Genomic DNA, 17,740 nt, shown 5'->3' with positions numbered 1-17,740 from the left:
CGGCGCCGGCGTCCGACCGCGCGAACGCGAAGCAGGCGGTGAAGGGTCAGCACTCCTTCCATAGTTCTCCAAGTACGAACATAGTTCCGCCCTCCTCGGCTGCGTTAAAAATCAACACCGAGCGGCTGGCAAGAAACAATCCTCGCAGGCCCAAGAACCGATGCGTTGAGTGTTCGCTCGCCGTAGCGCGGATCGCTCTCACGCGATTGCCATTGCATTTTGATACGGAGCATCAAATGAACTCCATGCTAGACGACAGGCTCGTGGAAGGGCAGATCGCAAGCTTGGAGGAGCAACTGTCGAACCTGGCACGCGAAGCAGGAGTCAGTTCTTCGGCCGCGCCGATCAGCATCGAGCGGTCCCCCATCACCCTCGCAACGCTTCAGGCGGATTGGCGATATGTGGCTTCCGTCGGATTCCTGTTGGCGGCATCCCTTGGTGTGGTTGCCTGGTGGTGGTCATTCTCCGCTGATGCAGCAAAGATGCCTCCCTCCGACCCAGCACCTCTGGCTCGCGCCGCGCCGGAGGCGGTCGTGCCGAGCGCCGTTGTCCTGCGTTCCGAGTTGTCGCAGCAGTTTCAACCGATGGCGCGTGATCTCGCTGCCTTGAGCCAAACGGTCGAACAGCTTAAGGCGAGGCAGGAACAATTGATCCGCGACAATGAAAATCTGGCAAGCCAACTCAGGGCGAGTCGAGAGGAATCGGAGCGCAACAACGGCATCATCTTCCAGATCAAGGCCGATCAGATGCAAATGGCGCGCGAAAGCCAGACGCTCACCGAGCGGCTCAACGCAAGTCAGGACCAACTCGCCCGCGTCATCGCCAACGCTTCACAGCCAAAGGCAATCCCCGAAACGTCACCAACGACGAGCCCCGAAGAACCAAAGACGATGCCCGAAGCGCCACCAACGCTGAGCTCTGAAGAGCCCAAAGCGGTGCCTGACATACCGCTGCCACGTCCGCGGCAGTCGGCCAATGTCGTCCAAGCGCAAAGGCCGGCGCGAACCCCGGAGCGGCCCGAGGCCAAGAAGCCGCGACCGTCAATCTCATGGCCATGGTCAGCGCACTAAAGCGGGCATCGACGTTCCACAGAAATTGACGCTGCTAGCGCTGGCAGCCGGCGAACTTGGGATCCGGCAACGGACGCGCCCTCCATTCTAGGGATGTCCGCTTTCGGTCGAGGCCAATGCCGCCTGCCCCGCAATCTCGTCAGCCCGCCAGCACCGCACCGCGTGCCCGTCGGGACGCGTCTCCAGCGACGGACCGGGCTCCTGGCGGCACACGGCTTCGGCGTGACGACAGCGCGGGCTGAACGCGCATCCATTCGGCGGATTGAGCGGATTGGGAAGATCGCCCCCTGTCGTCGCGAGCGGTGCGTGGCGCAGCGGATCGGGGATGGCTGCGATCAGGGCTTGCGTATAGGGATGCGCCGGCCGTTCGAAGATCTCGCGCCAGTCGCCATTCTCCACGATGCGGCCGAGATACATCACGGCGACGCGGTCGCTCATGTGCTCGACCACGCCGAGGTCGTGGCTGATCATGATGTAGGACAGGCCGAGCGTCTCCTTTAGTTCCAGCAGCAGGTTGATGATCTGGGCGCGGATCGAGACATCGAGCGCCGACACGGGTTCGTCGCAGATGACGATCTTGGGGTTGAGGATCAGGGCACGCGCAATGCCGATGCGCTGGCGCTGGCCGCCCGAGAATTCATGCGGGTAGCGGCCCGCCTGTTCGGGGCGCAATCCCACATGCTTGAGCATGGTCGCAACGCGGTCCTCGATCTCGCTTGCGGCGGTGACGCCATGCACCCGCAGCGGATCTTCAAGCGTGCGACGAACGGTCTGGCGCGGGTTGAGCGAGGCGTACGGATCCTGGAAGACCATCTGCACGATGCGGGCCAGCGCCTTGCGATCGCCGGATTGCCTGTTCGTCACGACCTGTCCGTCCAGCACGATGCGGCCGCGCGTCGGCCCCAACAGACCAAGGATCGACAATGCGACCGTCGATTTGCCGGAGCCGGACTCGCCGACGAGGCCGAGACATTCGCCGCGCTTCAGCCTGAGATCGACACCGTCGACGGCACGGAGCAGCCGCCGGCCGCGGCCCAGCAAGCCGCCTCCCAGCGGAAAATGAACCGCGAGATCCTCGACGCTGAGAATGACATCGTCATCCGGCCTCCCCTCACCAGGCCTTTCTTGCGGTTCATGCATGGTGGTGACACCTCACCAGACCGCCCGCGTCCAGCCGTGTCGTCTCCGGCGCCGCGGTCCGGCAAATATCGGTCGCCCGCGCGCAACGCGGATTGAACCTGCAGCCATCAGGGAAAGCCGTGATCGCCGGCACGACGCCCGCGATCTCCTGGAGCCTGGTACGGCCAAGCGCCGCGCGGCTGCCCAGCCGCGGCAGCGAGTCGACCAGGCCTTGCGTATAGGGGTGCGAGGGCGCCCGGAAGATATCGGCCGAGCCGCGCTCCTCGACAATGCGGCCGGCATACATGACGGCAACGCGGCGACAGACATTGGCGACCAGGCCGAGATCGTGGCTGATCATCAGGATGGCCGTTCCTCGCTCGGCGCACAGATTCCGCATCAGCTCGATGATTTCGGCCTGCACGGTCACGTCGAGCGCGGTGGTCGGCTCGTCGGCGATCAGAAGGTCCGGGCCGCATGCGAGCGCGATCGCGATCATCACGCGCTGGCGCATGCCCCCCGACAGCTGGTGCGGGTAATCCCTGACGCGTCGCTCGGGCGCGGGGACGCGGACACTCGCGAGCGCCTCGACCGCCAGCCGGTCTGCTTCCCGCCAGCTCTTGCCCTGGTGCAGCACGAACATCTCGGCGATCTGCCGCCCCACAGGCGAGACCGGATTGAGCGCCGTCATCGGCTCCTGGAAGATCATGGCGATGCGATTGCCGCGCAGCTCCCGCTGCCTGGCCGCGGAAAGGTGCTGGATCTCCCGCCCCTCAAACCGGATGGCGCCGCCGCCGATCGACAGCGGCGGCCGCAACAGGCCGATCAAGGCGAGCGCCGTGATGCTCTTGCCGCATCCGGATTCGCCGACCAGGCCGAACGTCTCGCCACGATCAATGCGGAACGAAATGCCCTCGGCCGCCGCAACGCGCCGCGATCCGTCGTCGAGATCGATGCGCAAATCCTCGACTTCGATCAGCGGCGGGCCCGTCATGTGCGCCGGCTCCGCGATTGCGGATCGAGAATGTCGCGCAGGCCGTCGCCGAGCAGGTTGAGGCCGAGCACCGTCAGGAAGATGGCAAGGCCCGGAAAGACCGAGAGCCACGGCGCCGTCGTGATCTGGTCGCGGGCTTCCGACAGCATGCTGCCCCAGCTCGGAAAAGGCGGGCGGACGCCGAGGCCGAGGAACGAAAGGGCTGCTTCGGACAAGACCGCGCTGCCCATCCCAAGCGTGCCGATGACGATGATGGGTCCGAGCATGTTCGGCAGGAGCTGCGTGATCATGATCCGCAGATCGCCGTAGCCGAGCACGGTTGCCGCCTGCACGTAGCCCTGGCTCCTCAGCGACAGCGCCGAGGCCCGCGCGATCCGGCAGGTGAAGGACCAGTTGGTCAGCCCGAGTGCGATGAGCAGGCTGGTCAGGCCTGGTCCAAGCACCGCCATGATGGCCAGCGCGAAGATCAGCGAGGGGATCGCGAGCATCAGATTGGTCAGTCCGTTGACGACATCGTCCCACCAGCCGCCCCAATAGCCGGCGCTCAGGCCCAGTGCCACGCCGATGACGCTGTTGATGAGCTGCGAGACGATGCCAACCGTCAGCGAGATGCGCGCGCCGTAGACGACGCGGGAATAGATGTCACGGCCCTGCCCGTCGGTCCCGAACCACCAGGTCCAGCTCGGGGGCTCTTCCGCATTCATCAAATTGGCGTCCAGGACGGGATCGGTGTGCGCCAGCCAGGGTGCGAGCAAGCCGACCAGGATCGCAAGCGCGAACAAGGCACCACCGATGACGAGATTGGCGCGGAGCTTCATGCGTATCTGATCCTGGGATCGATCACGCCGTAAAGCAGGTCGATCAGCAGATTGATCGCGAGAAAGAACAGCACCACCACGAGGATGGAGCCCTGGACGGCGGGAATGTCGCGTTGCAGGACGCTGTCGACGAGCAGCGAGCCGATGCCCGGCCAGGAGAACAGTTTCTCGACGACGACCGCCTGCCCCATCAGCGCGCCGAATTGCAGGCCCATTGTCGTGAGAATCAGGACGAGCGCGTTGCGCATCACGTGCCACTTCACGACGCGCGTCTCGCTCATGCCCTTCGATCGCGCCGTGCGGACAAAGTCGGCGTGCATGATCTCGAGGACTGCGGCGCGCGTCGTCCGGGCCAGCAGCGCCATCGGCGAAACGCCGAGTGTCACGGCCGGCAGGATCAGATTTTTGAGGCCGCCATCGCCATAGCCAAAACTCGGCAGCCAGCCGAGCTTCAACGCGAACAGGTACATCAGCAGCAGTCCGAGCCAGAACTTGGCCATTGAAAGACCCGACACCGCCACGACCATCGCCGCGCTGTCGACGACACCACCAGGCCGCAACGCCGCGACGAAGCCGAGCGGCACGCCGATCGCGACCGCAAATGCCATGGACGCGAAGATCAATTGCAGGGTCGGCCCCATCCGCTTGGCAATCATGGTCGTGACCGGCTCGCGCGTCCGGAACGAGGTCCCGAAGTCACCGGTCGCGAGCTTCGCGATGTAGGAGCCGAAGCGCAGGTAGACGGGCTCGTCGAGGCCGAGCTGCTTCTTCATGCGCGCCTCGACCTGCGGATCGCTGTCGTCGCTCATGGTCGAGACGATGCTGCCGGGAACCACGCTGAACAGCACGAAGACCAGCATCACCACGGCAAGCACGGTCGGAATGGTTTGCAGGAGGCGACGGATCAGGAAGGAGAGCATCGGCACTTTTCCTCGCTCTCTCCATCTGACGTTGCGATGGAGGGAGCGCGTGTCACTTCGCGGGCGAGGTCTCGTCGACCCAGAGGTCTTCGACGTTCTGATGGGTCAGCTCGGTCGCGTTCAGCTGAACGCCCTTGAGCCACGGCTGCACGGCCATGACCGCCTTGTTGTAGTTGAAGAACCAGACCGGCGCCTCTTCGTAGAGCAGCGCATTGGCCTTTTGCAGCAGCTGGCCGCGCTTTGCGGCGTCGTCGGTCTGCCCGGCCTCGTCGATCAACTTGTCGAAATCGGCGTTCTTGAAGTTCATGTAGTTGCACGCCGATTGCGGCGTCGACGAGTGGAAGCATTTCAGCGCGGCCTGGGGATCCGGGCCGGTCTGCTGGGAATAGATGAAGGCCTGGTAGTCGCCGCTGCGAACCACCTCCGCCAGCACCGCCGTCTCGACCTGCTTGACCTTCGCCTTGATGCCCACCTTGTCCAGCATCGGGATGACGGCCGTGACGATCGGCAAACCCCAGCTCTCGTTCTGGCTGGTGGTCCATTCGAACTCGAAGCCAGAGGGATAGCCGGCCTCAGCCAGCAGCTGCTTGGCCTTGGCCGGATCGAAGGCGTAGGGCTTCATGGTCTTGTTGTAGAGCGGCGAGGTCAGCGGCAGCCAGCTGGTGGCGCGATAGGCCTTGTTCTTGACCAGCTTGTTGATGATCAGGTCGGTGTCGATCGCATAGTTGATCGCCTGCCTGACGCGCTTGTCGGCGAACGGCTTGAACGCGGTGTTCATCCCCATGTAGCGCGTGAAGACCTCGGCGACCTCGACGATGGTGCCCTTGAGGTCGGCGTCGGACTGGTAGGCGACATACTGCGCAGGTCCCAGCACCGAGGTGTCGATCTCCTTGTTGCGGAAGGCGACATCGCGCGCCGCGGCCTCGCCCATGACCGACACGATGACCTTGTCGGCGTAGGGCTTGCCGGGTTTGTAGAAGCGGTCCCACCGCTCCAGCACGATGCGCGATCCCGGCACGTGCTCGACGAACTTGAACGGTCCAAGACCGATCGGCTTCTGGATGAAGCTATCCTTCGCGGCCTCGTCGGCGGGATAGATCGAGGTCAGCGCGGTGAAGAAGTAGAAGCCCGGATCAACCTTCTCGGTCAGCTTCATCTCGAGGGTGAAGTCGTCGATCTTCTTCAGGCCGGAGATTTCCTTGGCCTGGCCCTTCTCGACCGCGGCGGCGCCCTCGATCACGCGGACAAAGCGCGCGCCGGGATAGGCCTTGGCGCCGTCCATGATGCGGTTGTAGGACCAGATGAGGTCGTCGGCCGTCATCTTGCGGCCATTGTGGAAATAGGCGTCGTCACGCAGCTTGAAGGTGTGAACGAGACCTCCGCCCGAGACCACGTCCTCCTTGGCAAGTTCCAGGACGGGCTTTCCTTCCGCGGAATTCCAGATGTAGAGCGACCGATGCAGCGCCTTGGCGTAGATCTCGTCCTGGGCGCGCTGCGTGGTGTGAATGTCCAGGCTGGTGAAGCTGGAACCGTAGGGCGCCGTCATCCGGATGGTTCCGCCCTTGCGCGGAGTCTGAGCCTCCACCGATCCGGCGAGCGCCAGTCCCAACCCAGCGACGATCGCCACAATCCTGAACATCATGTCCCCTCCGGCACTGCAGGCATATTCCAGTCGCGGAGTTGACCACTCGCGGCACGTCGAGTGCAAGCTCCTCTTTTCGCCTTGGATGCCGCAGTTCCTTGCAACGCTTCGTTCGAGACGCCCGCCCGGGGGGGCGAGCCCTCAGGTGAAGCCGTAGCTTGCGGCGACCCTCTCAACCCGTCGAGAATCGGAAGCGGAAACAACGATCTACGAGCGGTGAACGTCCGGCGTGATCGATGCGACCAAGCTCAGGACAAGGGCCTTCAGCCCAGTGATCTCGTCGAGATGGGAATCCGGACATGAAAAGCCGAACGCTGGGTGCTTTGCTTATCGGCGGCCTGGTCGCCGCCACGGCCGTGCTGGCAAGCCCGGTCGCGGCCAGCCTCGGCCGGTACAGCGAGGCGGACAGCATCCGGTTCGGCTGGAGTCGCACCACCGGCGTGAACGACTATCTTGACGAAACGGGGTGGGCGGTCCGGGGCCATGACACCCCGGATAATTTCGTCGAACGACTGCTCAGCATCCCCGTCGGAGCGGTCGCGCGGGGCGCAGGTGCGGGTTTCGAAGCCAGGGTTTCCCAGGGCACCGGTCTGCCACTGCCAGAGAGCTGGAGCATCGCTACGGCGAAGAATTCGCCGTTCATCACGTCGGTCTACGCCGAGACCCCGCGCGATCTCGCGGCGGTGCTCGGCTTCTATCGCGCCGAGCTCGGCAAGCGTGGCTGGATCGAGACGGTGGTCGAACCAAACCGGGCCGTGATCACCTTCACGACGGCCCGTGGACCGGTCCTGCTCCGGCTTTCCCGTCAGAACGACAGGACAATCGCCGAACTTTCGCTGCGCAAGCCGGGTATCGCGAATGCCGGCCTCCTGCCGAGGCCGAGGCAGGCAAAGCTGATGCTCGGCAACGAGTCGGACGAGGGGGCGGTCATCACCGTTGCCGACCAGACCATCAAGCTGGCGGCACACGCCGGCGAGAACTTGACGAACTCCGACGCTGCCGCAGCCGAAATACCGGACAGTCAGAAGATCGATCTGCCGCCCGGCAAATACAAGGTCACGCTCAAGGTCGACGGCGGTGCGGCAGCGAGCCGGGAGTTCGAGGTCGCGGCCAACGAGACCTGGGGTCTGCTGGCCGGCACAGACGGCGTCCTGCTGCCGATGCGGCTTTATTGAAGCGCATCGGCCTCTAGCCGTTCGCAAACTCCGGCATCCAGTCGCGCAGCTTTCGCGCGGCGCCTGTGACGTCAGCGATCGTCCGAAACGCCCCCGTCTCCACCATCATCGCCCTCGCCAGCCGCACCGCGCGGGCCTCGCTGATCGCGCGCTTCTTCGGGTCTTCGATCAGCTCGAAATCGATGTTGTGGGCGAGACCGAAGATGCGGCGGATGATCTTGGCTGCGGCAAAGCCGACCGTGTCCGCGAACAGCCGCTGCATGTAGGCCTGCCGCTCCGCCTCGAGGCGCGCGGCGCCATTCTCGCCGGCGAAGAGCGAGGCCGGAAAGGCATCGCCGGCGGCATGGCTCCGCCAGAGGTCGAGGAATTTGCCGGCGAACGCGGTCCAGACCTGCTCGACCGTCTCCAGCACCCAGCCCTCGAACGCGGCCCGCTCGCCCGGCGCGCGCTCGTGACCGGCGGAGGCGAAATAGGCCATCAGCAGATTGGCGAGCACGGCGCCGACGTCGAACCCCATCGGTCCATAGAATGCGAATTCCGGGTCGATCACCCGCGTCTGGCTGCCCGTGACCATGATCGAGCCGGTGTGGAGATCGCCGTGGAGCAGCGCCTCCGGGCTTGCCATGAACTTCAGCTTGAGGCGGGAGATCGCGACATGCAGGTCCATGTCGTCGCGCAACGAGGCGGCCAGGCCGTCGAGGTAAGGCGCGGTCCAGCGGTTCTGCTCGGCGATGCGGTAGGGATCGGTGAAGATCAGGTCCTCGGTGATCTTGCACAGCGCATGGTTGCCGGCGAACGCGGCGATGCCCTCTTTCTTCTCGGCCGCGGACAGCGCGAGGTCTGAGGTGAAGAACAGCGTGCGCGCCATGAAGGTGGTGATGTCGCCCGCGAAGCGCGGGTATTGCGTCGCCGCGACCAGCCCCTTGCGCATGATGATGTGGGGCTCGAGCAGCTCCATCACCGTCAGCGCAAGCTTCTCGTTGTGATGCAGCAGCGCCGGCACGAGGCCGGGCGCGAGCTCGGCCTGCCGCGACAAAGCGAGATATTCGTAATGGGCCCGCGACAGCGGCAGCGGCCAGCTCTCGCCGACGAGACGGACATAGGGCAGCGCCTGCTTCACGGCGACGCCGCCGCGGTCGCCCTTGACGATAAAGACGAGATTGAGATTGCCGTCACCGACCTCGGTGATCTCCCAGGATGCGGGATCGCCGCCGAGCAGCGCCTTGAGGTCCGGAAGGCCCGCGAGATAGTCCCGCAGCGCCGCCTCATGCAGAATCCGATAGTCCCCTGCCCGGTCCCCGGTCATGACGATCCTACCCCATAAATATGGGCCGGATCGTTACTCCCGCTCCAGGAAGCTCGAGCCGATCCCGGCCTTTCTCTTGATCGGATCGTAATCGCAATAGACGCCGTCCGCCACCAGCGTGTAGCTGGCGCTTACGTTGTATTTGTCCAGCTTGACCGAGTTCAGCCCGATTACCGAGGTGCTCTTGCCGCCGTTCCACTTGAACGGCGTCGAGCTCTTGGCCTGCTCGCAGGCCATCACGGCCTCGTTGAAGACATAGCCCTCGACGAACGCCTTCAGCGTTCGCACCTGGACGGCCATCTTCCACTCGAAATAGCCGATGGCACCAAGACCGGCGACGATCAGCACCAGAAGCGCAACGACGATCCTCTGAAAAGTCATTCGTTCCCCCAAAACAATATCGTCAGCAAAGAACGTCTAGAACGGCATGCCCATCAATTTCGACAGGCGTTCGATCGAGAGATAGCCGGCGTGATAGGCGGCAAGGCCCGCGCCGTAGATGATCGCCGAGATGATCGTGGTCCAGATCAGCTTGCGTCCCATCCGCGTCAGGATCGGCGCACCGGGATCGGTGCCGGGCGCGCCCACGCCGTCCTCGTGCTGGCTGCGCACGCCGAACGGCAGCGTCAGGAACAGCGCGACCCACCAGATGACGAAGTAGATCGCGATCGCGGTCGATATCTGGATGGCCATGGGACGGCCTTACGCCTGCTCGATTTCGACCAGCGCGCCGGAAAAGTCCTTCGGGTGCAGGAACAGCACCGGCTTGCCGTGGGCGCCGATCTTCGGCACGCCGTCGCCGAGCACCCGGGCGCCCTCCTTCACCAAGGTGTCGCGCGAGGCGATGATGTCCACGACCTCGTAGCAGACATGGTGGATGCCGCCGTCCGCGTTGCGCTCCAGGAACTTTGCGATCGGAGAAGCTTCGCCGAGCGGCTCGATGAACTCGATCTTGGTGTTGGGCAGTGTCGCGAACACCGTGGTGACGCCATGCTCGGGCAGCGCGACCGCCTCCGATATCTGCGCCCCGAACGCGGCGCCGTAGATTTTTGCAGCCTTGACGGCATCCTTGGTCGCGATCGCGACATGGTTGAGCCGACCCAGCATGTTTCTCTCCCTCAGAGCACGATCCGGAAAAGCAAGCGCCTTTCCGAAAAGACCATGCCTCAATCAGACTGTCAGCACATGTACCAGACAGGCGGGCTTTTTGCCCCAATGTTCGTTGATCACGGCCCGGACCGCGCGTCGCACCGACTCGGCCAGCGCGTCCGGATCGCGGCGGCGCGCTTTCGGCAGCCCCTCGATCGTGGACATCACGGCCTCGAAGACCAGGTCGTCAAAGGCCTCGCCCGCCCTGTTCTTCTCGGGAACGCCGACGAGATCGACCTCGGGTTCGTCGACAAGCTCGCCCTGCGCGGTCATGGCGATGGCGACGAAAGCGCAGCCGGAAAAGGCCATGCGGCGGCGCTCGACCACCGCGCGGGACTTGGAATCCTCCAGGATCGTGCCGTCCTTGTAGAGACGGCCCGAGGGCACCTCGCCGACGATGCCGGGATCGCCGGGACCGAGCTTGACGAGGTCGCCGTTGCGGCAGACCAGGACGCGCGGCACGCCGGCGGCGCGCGCGAGCTTGGCGTGCTCGTGCAGGTGCAGGGCCTCGCCATGGACGGGGATCAGGAGCTGCGGACGCACCCAGGCGATCATGTCGCGCAGCTCGTCGCGGCGGGGATGGCCGGAGACGTGGACCAGGGCGTCGCGATCGGTGATGACCTCGACGCCCTGGAGCACCAGGTTGTTGATGATCGAACCGACCGCCTTCTCGTTGCCGGGAATGGTGCGCGAGGAGAAGATCACGCAGTCGCCGCGGTTGAGCGTGATCTCCGGATGGTCGTCATTGGCGATGCGCGCCAGCGCCGCGCGGGCCTCGCCCTGGCTGCCGGTGCAGAGCGCCAGCACCTTGTCCTGCGGCAGATGGCCGTAGACGTCGATCGAGCGGAAGTTCTGCACCCCGTCGAGATAGCCGGTCTCGCGCGCGACCTGCGACACGCGGTCCATGGCGCGTCCGACCACGACGACCTCGCGATCGGCGGCCCGCGCCGCATCCGCCACCGCCTTGATGCGCGCGACGTTGGAGGCGAAGGTCGTCACGGCAACCCTGCCCTTGGCGGCCTTGACCAGCCCGGCGATGGTCCTGGCAACCTCGGCTTCGGAGGGCGAGCGGCCGTCGCGCACCGCGTTGGTGGAATCGCCGATCAGGGCGAGCACGCCCTCGTCGCCCAGTTCGCGCAGCCGCTTTTCGTCGGTCGGGCGTCCGATGATCGGGGTCGGGTCGATCTTCCAGTCGCCGGTGTGCAGCACGATGCCGGCTTCGGTATGGATGGCCAGCGCGTGCGACTCCGGTATCGAATGCGCGACCGGGATGAACTCGACGTTGAACGGGCCGATATCGACGCGCCCTCCCGACGGCACCACCGTCACCGGGATCTTCGGCGCGTTGCGCTCGGCGGCACATTTGGCCTCGAACAGCGCGGCGCTGAACTGGGTCGCATAGATCGGGCATTTCAGCTTCGGCCAGAGGTCGATGATGGCGCCGAAATGGTCCTCATGGGCGTGGGTCAGCACCAGGCCCATCAGGTTCTTGCGTTCCTTCTCCAGGAAGCTGATGTCGGGCATGATCAGGTCGATGCCCGGCAGATGCTCCTCGTCGCCGAAGGAGACACCGAGATCGACCGCGAGCCAGGCGCGCTGCTGGCGGTTGCCGAGGCCGTAGATCGACAGGTTCATGCCGATCTCGCCGACGCCGCCGAGCGGCGCAAAGACCAGTTCGTCAGGCTTCGCCATCACGCAGCTCCCACTGAGGCGGCCGAGCCGAAGAACACCTCGCCGGCCGCCACCGGCAGGCGTCGGCCGTCAGCAGTGCGGACGATCAGGCAACCGGCGTCGTCGATCGTGTCGAAAATGCCTTCGAGCGTCGTCGTTCCCGTGTTGATCGCAACCCTCTCGCCGAGACCGGCGGCCCGCACCAGCCAGAGCTTGCGGATCTCGGCAAAGCCGCGGCCATTGTCCCAGATGCCGCGGAACTCGACCCAGGCATCGGACAGGGCGGAAAACAGCTCCTCCGCGCTGATCTGGACGCCAAGCGCGGCCAGCGACACCGCGGGCGTCGGCGTGCCCTCCGGCGCGGCGACGACGTTGGTGCCGATGCCGACGACGACGGCGAGGCGGTCTCCGATGACTTCGGCCTCGAGCCCGATCCCGACGAGCTTCTTGCCGTCGGCAAGCACGTCGTTCGGCCATTTCAGGGCGTAGCGGGGACGGCCCTCGCCGAGGCGCAGCGCGGCCTCCAGGCTCACCTTCTCGAGGGCCGCCTCCTCCGCGAGCCCCGCCGCAAAGCCGAGCGTGGCCGCGACGGCTGGCGGAACAGTCATGACTTCGAGGATGCTGGCGGCGAGATTGCCGCGCGGCGCGATCCAGGCGCGCTGGCGCCGGCCGCGGCCGGCGGTCTGCTCCGATGTGACGAACCACATCGGGCCGGGTTCGCCGCCCCTGGCGTGCTCGATCGCCTCGGTATTGGTCGAGCCGGTCCGCTCGAAAGCCGCGAGCTTGTAGCCCGCAGAGAGTGCGCGAGGACCGAGCGCGAATCCCATCCTAGAACAGCGACTTTGCGGCGGCGGAGGCGACGCTCACCACCGGGCCCGCGAACAGCGCGAACAGGATGTTGAACAGGCCCGCGACCGCCAGCACCGTCTTCACCTCGACGCGCACCGGGTCGACCTGGCCGGCCGGCTCGTCGAAATACATCGTCTTGACGATGGCGAGATAGTAGTAGGCGCCCACCACGCTGGAGAGCACGCCGATCACGGCGAGCGTGAACAGGTTCGCCTTGATGGCCGCGACGAAGACGTACCATTTGGCGAAGAAGCCGGCGAGCGGCGGAATGCCGGCGAGCGAGAACAGCAGCATCGCGAACATGAAGGCGAGCAGCGGATTGGTACGCGAGAGACCGGCGAAATCGCTGATCTGCTCCACGGCCTGGCCGTTGCGCTTCATGGCGAGGATGATCGAGAACGAGCCGAGCGTCATCGCGACATAGATCACGATGTACATCAGGACGCCTTGCGCACCCTCGACGGTGCCGGAGGCAAGGCCGACCAGGGCAAAGCCCATGTGGCCGATCGAGGAATAGGCCATCAGGCGCTTGATGTTGCTCTGGCCGATCGCGGCGAAGGAGCCGAGCGCCATCGAGGCGATCGCCACGAACACCAGGATCTGCTGCCACTGCGAGACGATGCCCGGGAAAGCGGTGAGCGTGACACGGGTGAAGACGGCGAGCGCGGCCACCTTCGGCGCCGAGGCGAAGAAGGCGGTGACCGGCGTCGGGGCGCCCTCGTAGACGTCGGGCGTCCACATGTGGAACGGCACGGCCGAGACCTTGAAGCAGAGCCCGGCGAGCAGGAAGACGAGACCGAAGACGAGGCCGACATTCGCGGTCGTCGCGGTTGCCGCGATGCCGGTGAAGCTGACCGTGCCGGTGAAGCCATAGACCAGCGAGGAGCCGTAGAGCAGCATGCCCGAGGACAGCGCGCCGAGCACGAAGTACTTCAGGCCGGCTTCGGTCGACTTGGCGTTGTCGCGGTTCGAGCTCGCCACGACGTAGAGCGCCAGCGACATCAATTCGAGGCCGAGATAGAGCGAGATCAGATCGCCGGCCGAGATCAGCACCATCATGCCGAGGGTCGAGAGCAGCACCAGGATGGCGTATTCGAAGATGCGGCGCGACGGGTCGGACAGGAACTCGGTCGACAGCACCAGCGTCACCGCCGAGCCGATCAGGGCCAGGATCTTCATGAAGCGGGCGAAGTCGTCGACGATGAAGCTGCCGCCGAAGGTCACCTGCTTGCCCGCGGGCAGCATGTATTCGAGCACGCCGACCACGATCAGGAGCAGGATCGCCAGCGTCGTGACCGTCTTTGTGGTCTCCTGCCCGCGATACGCGCCGAGCATCAGAAGCGCCATGGCGCCGACCGCGAGCACGAGCTCGGGCAGCACCGGCGCCAGTTGATAACCTGCAGTCTCAAAGCTCATGGCGATATCCTGACCTGCCCGATCAATGGAGCAGTGCGGCGGCCTTCACGGCCGTCACAGCGGTGTTGTAATTGTTGACGAGTTGCTGGACCGAGGCCTCCGACATGTCGAGCACCGGCTTCGGATAGATGCCGAACAGGATCGTCAGCGCGATCAGCGGGAACAGCGTCAGGCACTCCCGGAAGGTGAGATCCTTGATCGTCATCAGCGACGGCTTGACCAGCGTCCCGAACACGACCTTGCGGTAGAGCCAGAGCGCGTAGCACGCCGACAGGATCACGCCGGTCGAAGCGAAGAACGCGGTCGGGATTGAGGTCTTGAAGGTGCCGAGCAGCGTCATGAACTCGCCGACGAAGCCGGACGTGCCGGGCAGACCGACATTGGCCATGGTGAAGACCATGAAGGTCAGCGCGTAGAGCGGCATCCGGTTGACGAGGCCGCCATAGGCCGCGATCTCGCGGGTGTGCATGCGGTCGTAGACGATGCCGACGCAGAGGAACAGCGCGCCGGAGACGATGCCGTGCGAGATCATCTGGAACACGCCACCGGCGACGCCCTGCAAGGTGCCGGCGAAGATGCCCATGGTGACGAAGCCCATATGCGCCACTGAAGAGTACGCGATCAGCTTCTTCATGTCCTCCTGCATCAGCGCCACCAGCGAGGTGTATATGATGGCGATGACCGAGAGCGTGAAGATCAGCGGCGCGAAGTCGTGCGACGCGAGGGGGAACATCGGCAGCGAGAATCGCAGGAAGCCGTAGCCGCCCAACTTCAAGAGGATCGCGGCCAGGACCACCGAGCCGGCGGTCGGCGCCTCGACATGCGCATCGGGCAACCACGTGTGCACCGGCCACATCGGCATCTTCACCGCGAAGGATGCGAAGAAGGCGAGCCACGCCCAGGTCTGCAGCGACCGCGGCACGGCTGTGTGCATCAGGGTCGGGATGTCGGTGGTGGCGCCGTTCCAGTACAGCGCCATGATGGCGAGCAGCATCAGGACCGAGCCGAGCAGCGTGTAGAGGAAGAACTTGAACGACGCGTAGACCCGGCGCGGGCCGCCCCAGATGCCGATGATCAGGAACATCGGGATCAGGCCGCCTTCGAAGAACAGGTAGAACAGCACGAGATCGAGCGCGGCGAAGGTGCCGACCAAAAACGTTTCCAGGATCAGGAACGCCATCATGTATTCACGCACGCGGCTCGTGACCGATTTCCAGCTCGCGATGATGCAGATCGGCATCAACGCGGTGGTCAGGATCACGAAGGGCAGCGAAATGCCGTCCACGCCCATGTGGTAGGTGATGCCGGTGGCGAGCCAGTTCGCCTTCTCGACGAACTGGAAGTCCGCATTCGAAGGATCGAAGCGCATGACCAGGATCACCGACACAGCGAAGGTGATCAGCGTGGTCCACAGGGCGATCCAGCGCGAGTTGCGCCGCGCCGCCTCGTCGTCGCCGCGGGTGAGATAGACGATCAGCGCGCCGACCAGCGGCAGGAACGTGGTGACCGATAGAATGGGCCAGGTCGTCATTTACTGGCCTCCAAAGCCGAACATGAACCAAGTGATCAGGCCGGCGACGCCGATCAGCATGGCGAATGCATAGTGATAGAGATAGCCGGTCTGGATCTTCACGACGTTGCGGGTGACGTCCAGCACGCGGGCCGAGACGCCGTCGGGACCGAGGCCGTCGATGATGAAGCCGTCGCCCTTCTTCCAGAGCTGGTAGCCGATCCACTTCGCCGGACGGACGAAGATGACCTCGTACAGCTCGTCGAAGTACCATTTGTTGAGCAGAAACTGGTACAGCATCGGCTGCGTGTTCGCGAGCTCGACCGGCAGATACGGCCGGCGGATGTAGAACAGGTACGAGACCAGGAAGCCCAGCACCATCATCACCGTCGGCAGCAAGGCGATGGTCTCGGGGATGTGGTGCATCTCCTCGATGATGTGCGGGTTCATCTTCACGGACTCGCGGAAGAACTCCTCGACGCCGTGACCGGCGAACAGCTCCTTGAACGGGAAGCCCGCGACGATCGAGCCGACCGCGAGCACGCCGATCGGGATCAGGATCCAGAGCGGGGCCTCATGCGCGGCTTCATAGTGATGCTCGTCATGCGGCTCGCCATGGAAGGTCTTGAAGATCAGGCGCCAGGAGTAGAACGAGGTCAGGCCGGCGGCGACGACCGTCATCAGGAAGCCGTAGATCGCGAACGGATTGTGCGAGGCGTAGGCCGATTCGATGATCGCATCCTTGGAGAAGTAGCCGGCAGTGAGCGGGAAGCCGGTCAGGGCCAGCGTGCCGACCACCATCACCGCGTAGGTGTAGGGGATCTTCTTCCAGAGGCCGCCCATATTGCGGATGTCCTGCTCGTGGTGCATCGCGTAGATCACCGAGCCGGAGCCCAAGAACAGCAGTGCCTTGAAGAAGGCGTGCGTGAACAGGTGGAACATGCCGACCGAATAGGCCCCTGCCCCCATCGCCACGAACATGTAGCCGAGCTGCGAACAGGTCGAGTAGGCAACGATGCGCTTGATGTCGTTCTGGACGAGGCCGATGGTCGCGGCGAAGAACGCCGTGGTGGCGCCGAAGAACATCACGACGGCCTGCGCGTTCGGGGCGAGCTCGAACAGCGGCGACAGGCGTGCCACCATGAACACGCCGGCGGTGACCATGGTCGCGGCGTGGATCAGCGCGGAGACCGGGGTCGGGCCTTCCATCGCGTCCGGCAACCAGGTGTGCAGCAGGAACTGCGCCGACTTGCCCATCGCGCCCATGAACAGCAGGAGGCAGGTCAGGGTCAGCGCATCGGCGTGCCAGCCGAGGAAGTTGATGGTCTTGCCGGTGAGGCCGGGCGCGGCGTGGAAGATCGTCTCGAAATCGGTCGAGCCGACCAGCATGAAGATCGCGAAGATGCCGAGCGCGAAGCCGAAGTCGCCGACGCGGTTGACCACGAAGGCCTTGATGGCGGCGGCGTTCGCCGACGGCTTCTGGTACCAGAACCCGATCAGCAGGTAGCTGGCGAGACCCACGCCCTCCCAGCCGAAGAACAGCTGCACGAGGTTGTCCGCCGTCACCAGCATCAGCATGGCGAAGGTGAACAGCGAGAGATAGCCGAAGAAGCGCGGCCGGTACGGATCCTCGTCCATATAGCCGATGGAATAGAGGTGCACGAGCGAGGACACGGTCGTCACCACCACCAGCATCACGGCGGTGAGCGTGTCGACCCGCAGCGTCCAGTAGACCTGGAGGTCGCCGGAGAGGATCCACGGCAACAGCGGGATCCGCATGTCGTGGTGCATGAAGCCGACATCGACCAGCGTCATCCAGGACAGCACCGCCGACACGAACAGCAGTCCCGTCGTGATCAGCTCCGCCGCGCGCGAGCCTGCCGCTGCAGGCTCGACCGGTCCGTGGTCATCGTGAGCGTGATCGTCGTGGCCATGGTCGTCATGGGCCGCGGACGCATGCGCATCGCCGTGACCGTGGTCGCCGTGATGCTCGACCTCGTCGCCTGAGGGGTTGCGGGCATGAGCGCCGAACAGCGCAATCAGGCCGGCCAAGATGGCGCCCAGGAGCGGCAGGAATACGATTGCCTGAACCATGACTGAG

General features: G+C 64.8%; 16 protein-coding genes. 2 read left to right on the top strand and 14 right to left on the bottom strand.

Annotation, left to right across the window (positions count from 1 at the left end; translation table 11 throughout):
- Positions 1-236 precede the first annotated feature (236 nt).
- The gene (locus ACVWW6_RS26585) at positions 237-1,070 is read left to right on the top strand and encodes a hypothetical protein (protein ID WP_456681617.1); all 834 of its coding nucleotides are present in this window, start codon (positions 237-239) and stop codon (positions 1,068-1,070) included.
- An 87-nt stretch (positions 1,071-1,157) separates the two neighbouring features.
- Here the strand turns inward: ACVWW6_RS26585 and ACVWW6_RS26580 are convergent, their stop codons facing one another.
- Genes ACVWW6_RS26580 through ACVWW6_RS26560 form a run of 5 tightly spaced genes read right to left on the bottom strand, consistent with a single transcriptional unit; the run spans position 1,158 to position 6,563 of the window.
- Positions 1,158-2,210, bottom strand: coding sequence for an ABC transporter ATP-binding protein (locus tag ACVWW6_RS26580; protein ID WP_028171725.1), 1,053 nt, complete (start codon positions 2,208-2,210; stop codon positions 1,158-1,160).
- Positions 2,203-3,183, bottom strand: coding sequence for an ABC transporter ATP-binding protein (locus ACVWW6_RS26575; protein ID WP_456681616.1), 981 nt, complete (start codon positions 3,181-3,183; stop codon positions 2,203-2,205). Before ACVWW6_RS26575 ends, ACVWW6_RS26580 begins: the two co-directional genes overlap by 8 nt.
- Positions 3,180-4,001, bottom strand: a complete 822-nt coding sequence (locus tag ACVWW6_RS26570; RefSeq protein WP_011087661.1) for an ABC transporter permease — start codon at positions 3,999-4,001, stop codon at positions 3,180-3,182. Before ACVWW6_RS26570 ends, ACVWW6_RS26575 begins: the two co-directional genes overlap by 4 nt.
- Positions 3,998-4,921 (bottom strand): ABC transporter permease, encoded by a 924-nt coding sequence (locus tag ACVWW6_RS26565; protein WP_011087662.1) that lies wholly within the window; start codon positions 4,919-4,921, stop codon positions 3,998-4,000. The genes ACVWW6_RS26570 and ACVWW6_RS26565 overlap by 4 nt, the downstream gene beginning before the upstream one ends.
- A gap of 52 nt (positions 4,922-4,973) precedes the next feature.
- Complete coding sequence (locus tag ACVWW6_RS26560) at positions 4,974-6,563, bottom strand: ABC transporter substrate-binding protein (protein WP_456681615.1); 1,590 nt, start codon at positions 6,561-6,563, stop codon at positions 4,974-4,976.
- A 299-nt stretch (positions 6,564-6,862) separates the two neighbouring features.
- Between ACVWW6_RS26560 and ACVWW6_RS26555 the strand changes: the two genes are divergently transcribed.
- Positions 6,863-7,738, top strand: coding sequence for a hypothetical protein (locus tag ACVWW6_RS26555; RefSeq protein WP_456681614.1), 876 nt, complete (start codon positions 6,863-6,865; stop codon positions 7,736-7,738).
- Between the two features lie 13 nt (positions 7,739-7,751).
- Here ACVWW6_RS26555 and mtnK read toward each other — a convergent pair whose 3' ends face one another.
- The 9 genes from mtnK to nuoL form a co-directional block, all read right to left on the bottom strand.
- Complete coding sequence (gene mtnK, locus ACVWW6_RS26550; protein WP_456681613.1) at positions 7,752-9,044, bottom strand: S-methyl-5-thioribose kinase; 1,293 nt, start codon at positions 9,042-9,044, stop codon at positions 7,752-7,754.
- Positions 9,045-9,077: 33 nt separating this feature from the next.
- Positions 9,078-9,425, bottom strand: coding sequence for a hypothetical protein (locus tag ACVWW6_RS26545; protein ID WP_011087666.1), 348 nt, complete (start codon positions 9,423-9,425; stop codon positions 9,078-9,080).
- 36 nt (positions 9,426-9,461) lie between these two features.
- Entirely contained in the window at positions 9,462-9,737 is a 276-nt protein-coding gene (locus ACVWW6_RS26540; RefSeq protein ID WP_011087667.1) for a DUF1467 family protein, read from the bottom strand.
- Positions 9,738-9,746: 9 nt separating this feature from the next.
- Positions 9,747-10,151, bottom strand: a complete 405-nt coding sequence (mce, locus tag ACVWW6_RS26535) for a methylmalonyl-CoA epimerase (RefSeq protein ID WP_011087668.1) — start codon at positions 10,149-10,151, stop codon at positions 9,747-9,749.
- A gap of 63 nt (positions 10,152-10,214) precedes the next feature.
- Entirely contained in the window at positions 10,215-11,885 is a 1,671-nt protein-coding gene (locus tag ACVWW6_RS26530; RefSeq protein WP_028171719.1) for a ribonuclease J, read from the bottom strand.
- Positions 11,885-12,691, bottom strand: a complete 807-nt coding sequence (locus ACVWW6_RS26525) for a biotin--[acetyl-CoA-carboxylase] ligase (protein WP_028171718.1) — start codon at positions 12,689-12,691, stop codon at positions 11,885-11,887. The genes ACVWW6_RS26530 and ACVWW6_RS26525 overlap by 1 nt, the downstream gene beginning before the upstream one ends.
- A 1-nt stretch (position 12,692) precedes the next feature.
- Positions 12,693-14,129: an NADH-quinone oxidoreductase subunit NuoN gene (nuoN, locus tag ACVWW6_RS26520; protein WP_011087671.1), complete on the bottom strand. Its 1,437-nt coding sequence runs from the start codon at positions 14,127-14,129 to the stop codon at positions 12,693-12,695.
- Between the two features lie 22 nt (positions 14,130-14,151).
- A complete protein-coding gene (locus tag ACVWW6_RS26515) occupies positions 14,152-15,660 on the bottom strand; it encodes an NADH-quinone oxidoreductase subunit M (RefSeq protein WP_011087672.1) in 1,509 nt (502 codons plus the stop codon).
- The gene (nuoL, locus tag ACVWW6_RS26510) at positions 15,661-17,733 is read right to left on the bottom strand and encodes an NADH-quinone oxidoreductase subunit L (protein ID WP_161534773.1); all 2,073 of its coding nucleotides are present in this window, start codon (positions 17,731-17,733) and stop codon (positions 15,661-15,663) included. It abuts the gene before it with no gap.
- Positions 17,734-17,740 lie beyond the last annotated feature (7 nt).

The organism is Bradyrhizobium sp. USDA 3311 (assembly GCF_054062495.1).
Note: the sequence above shows the minus strand (reverse complement) of the source record. Positions and strands in the feature narration are given on the sequence as shown.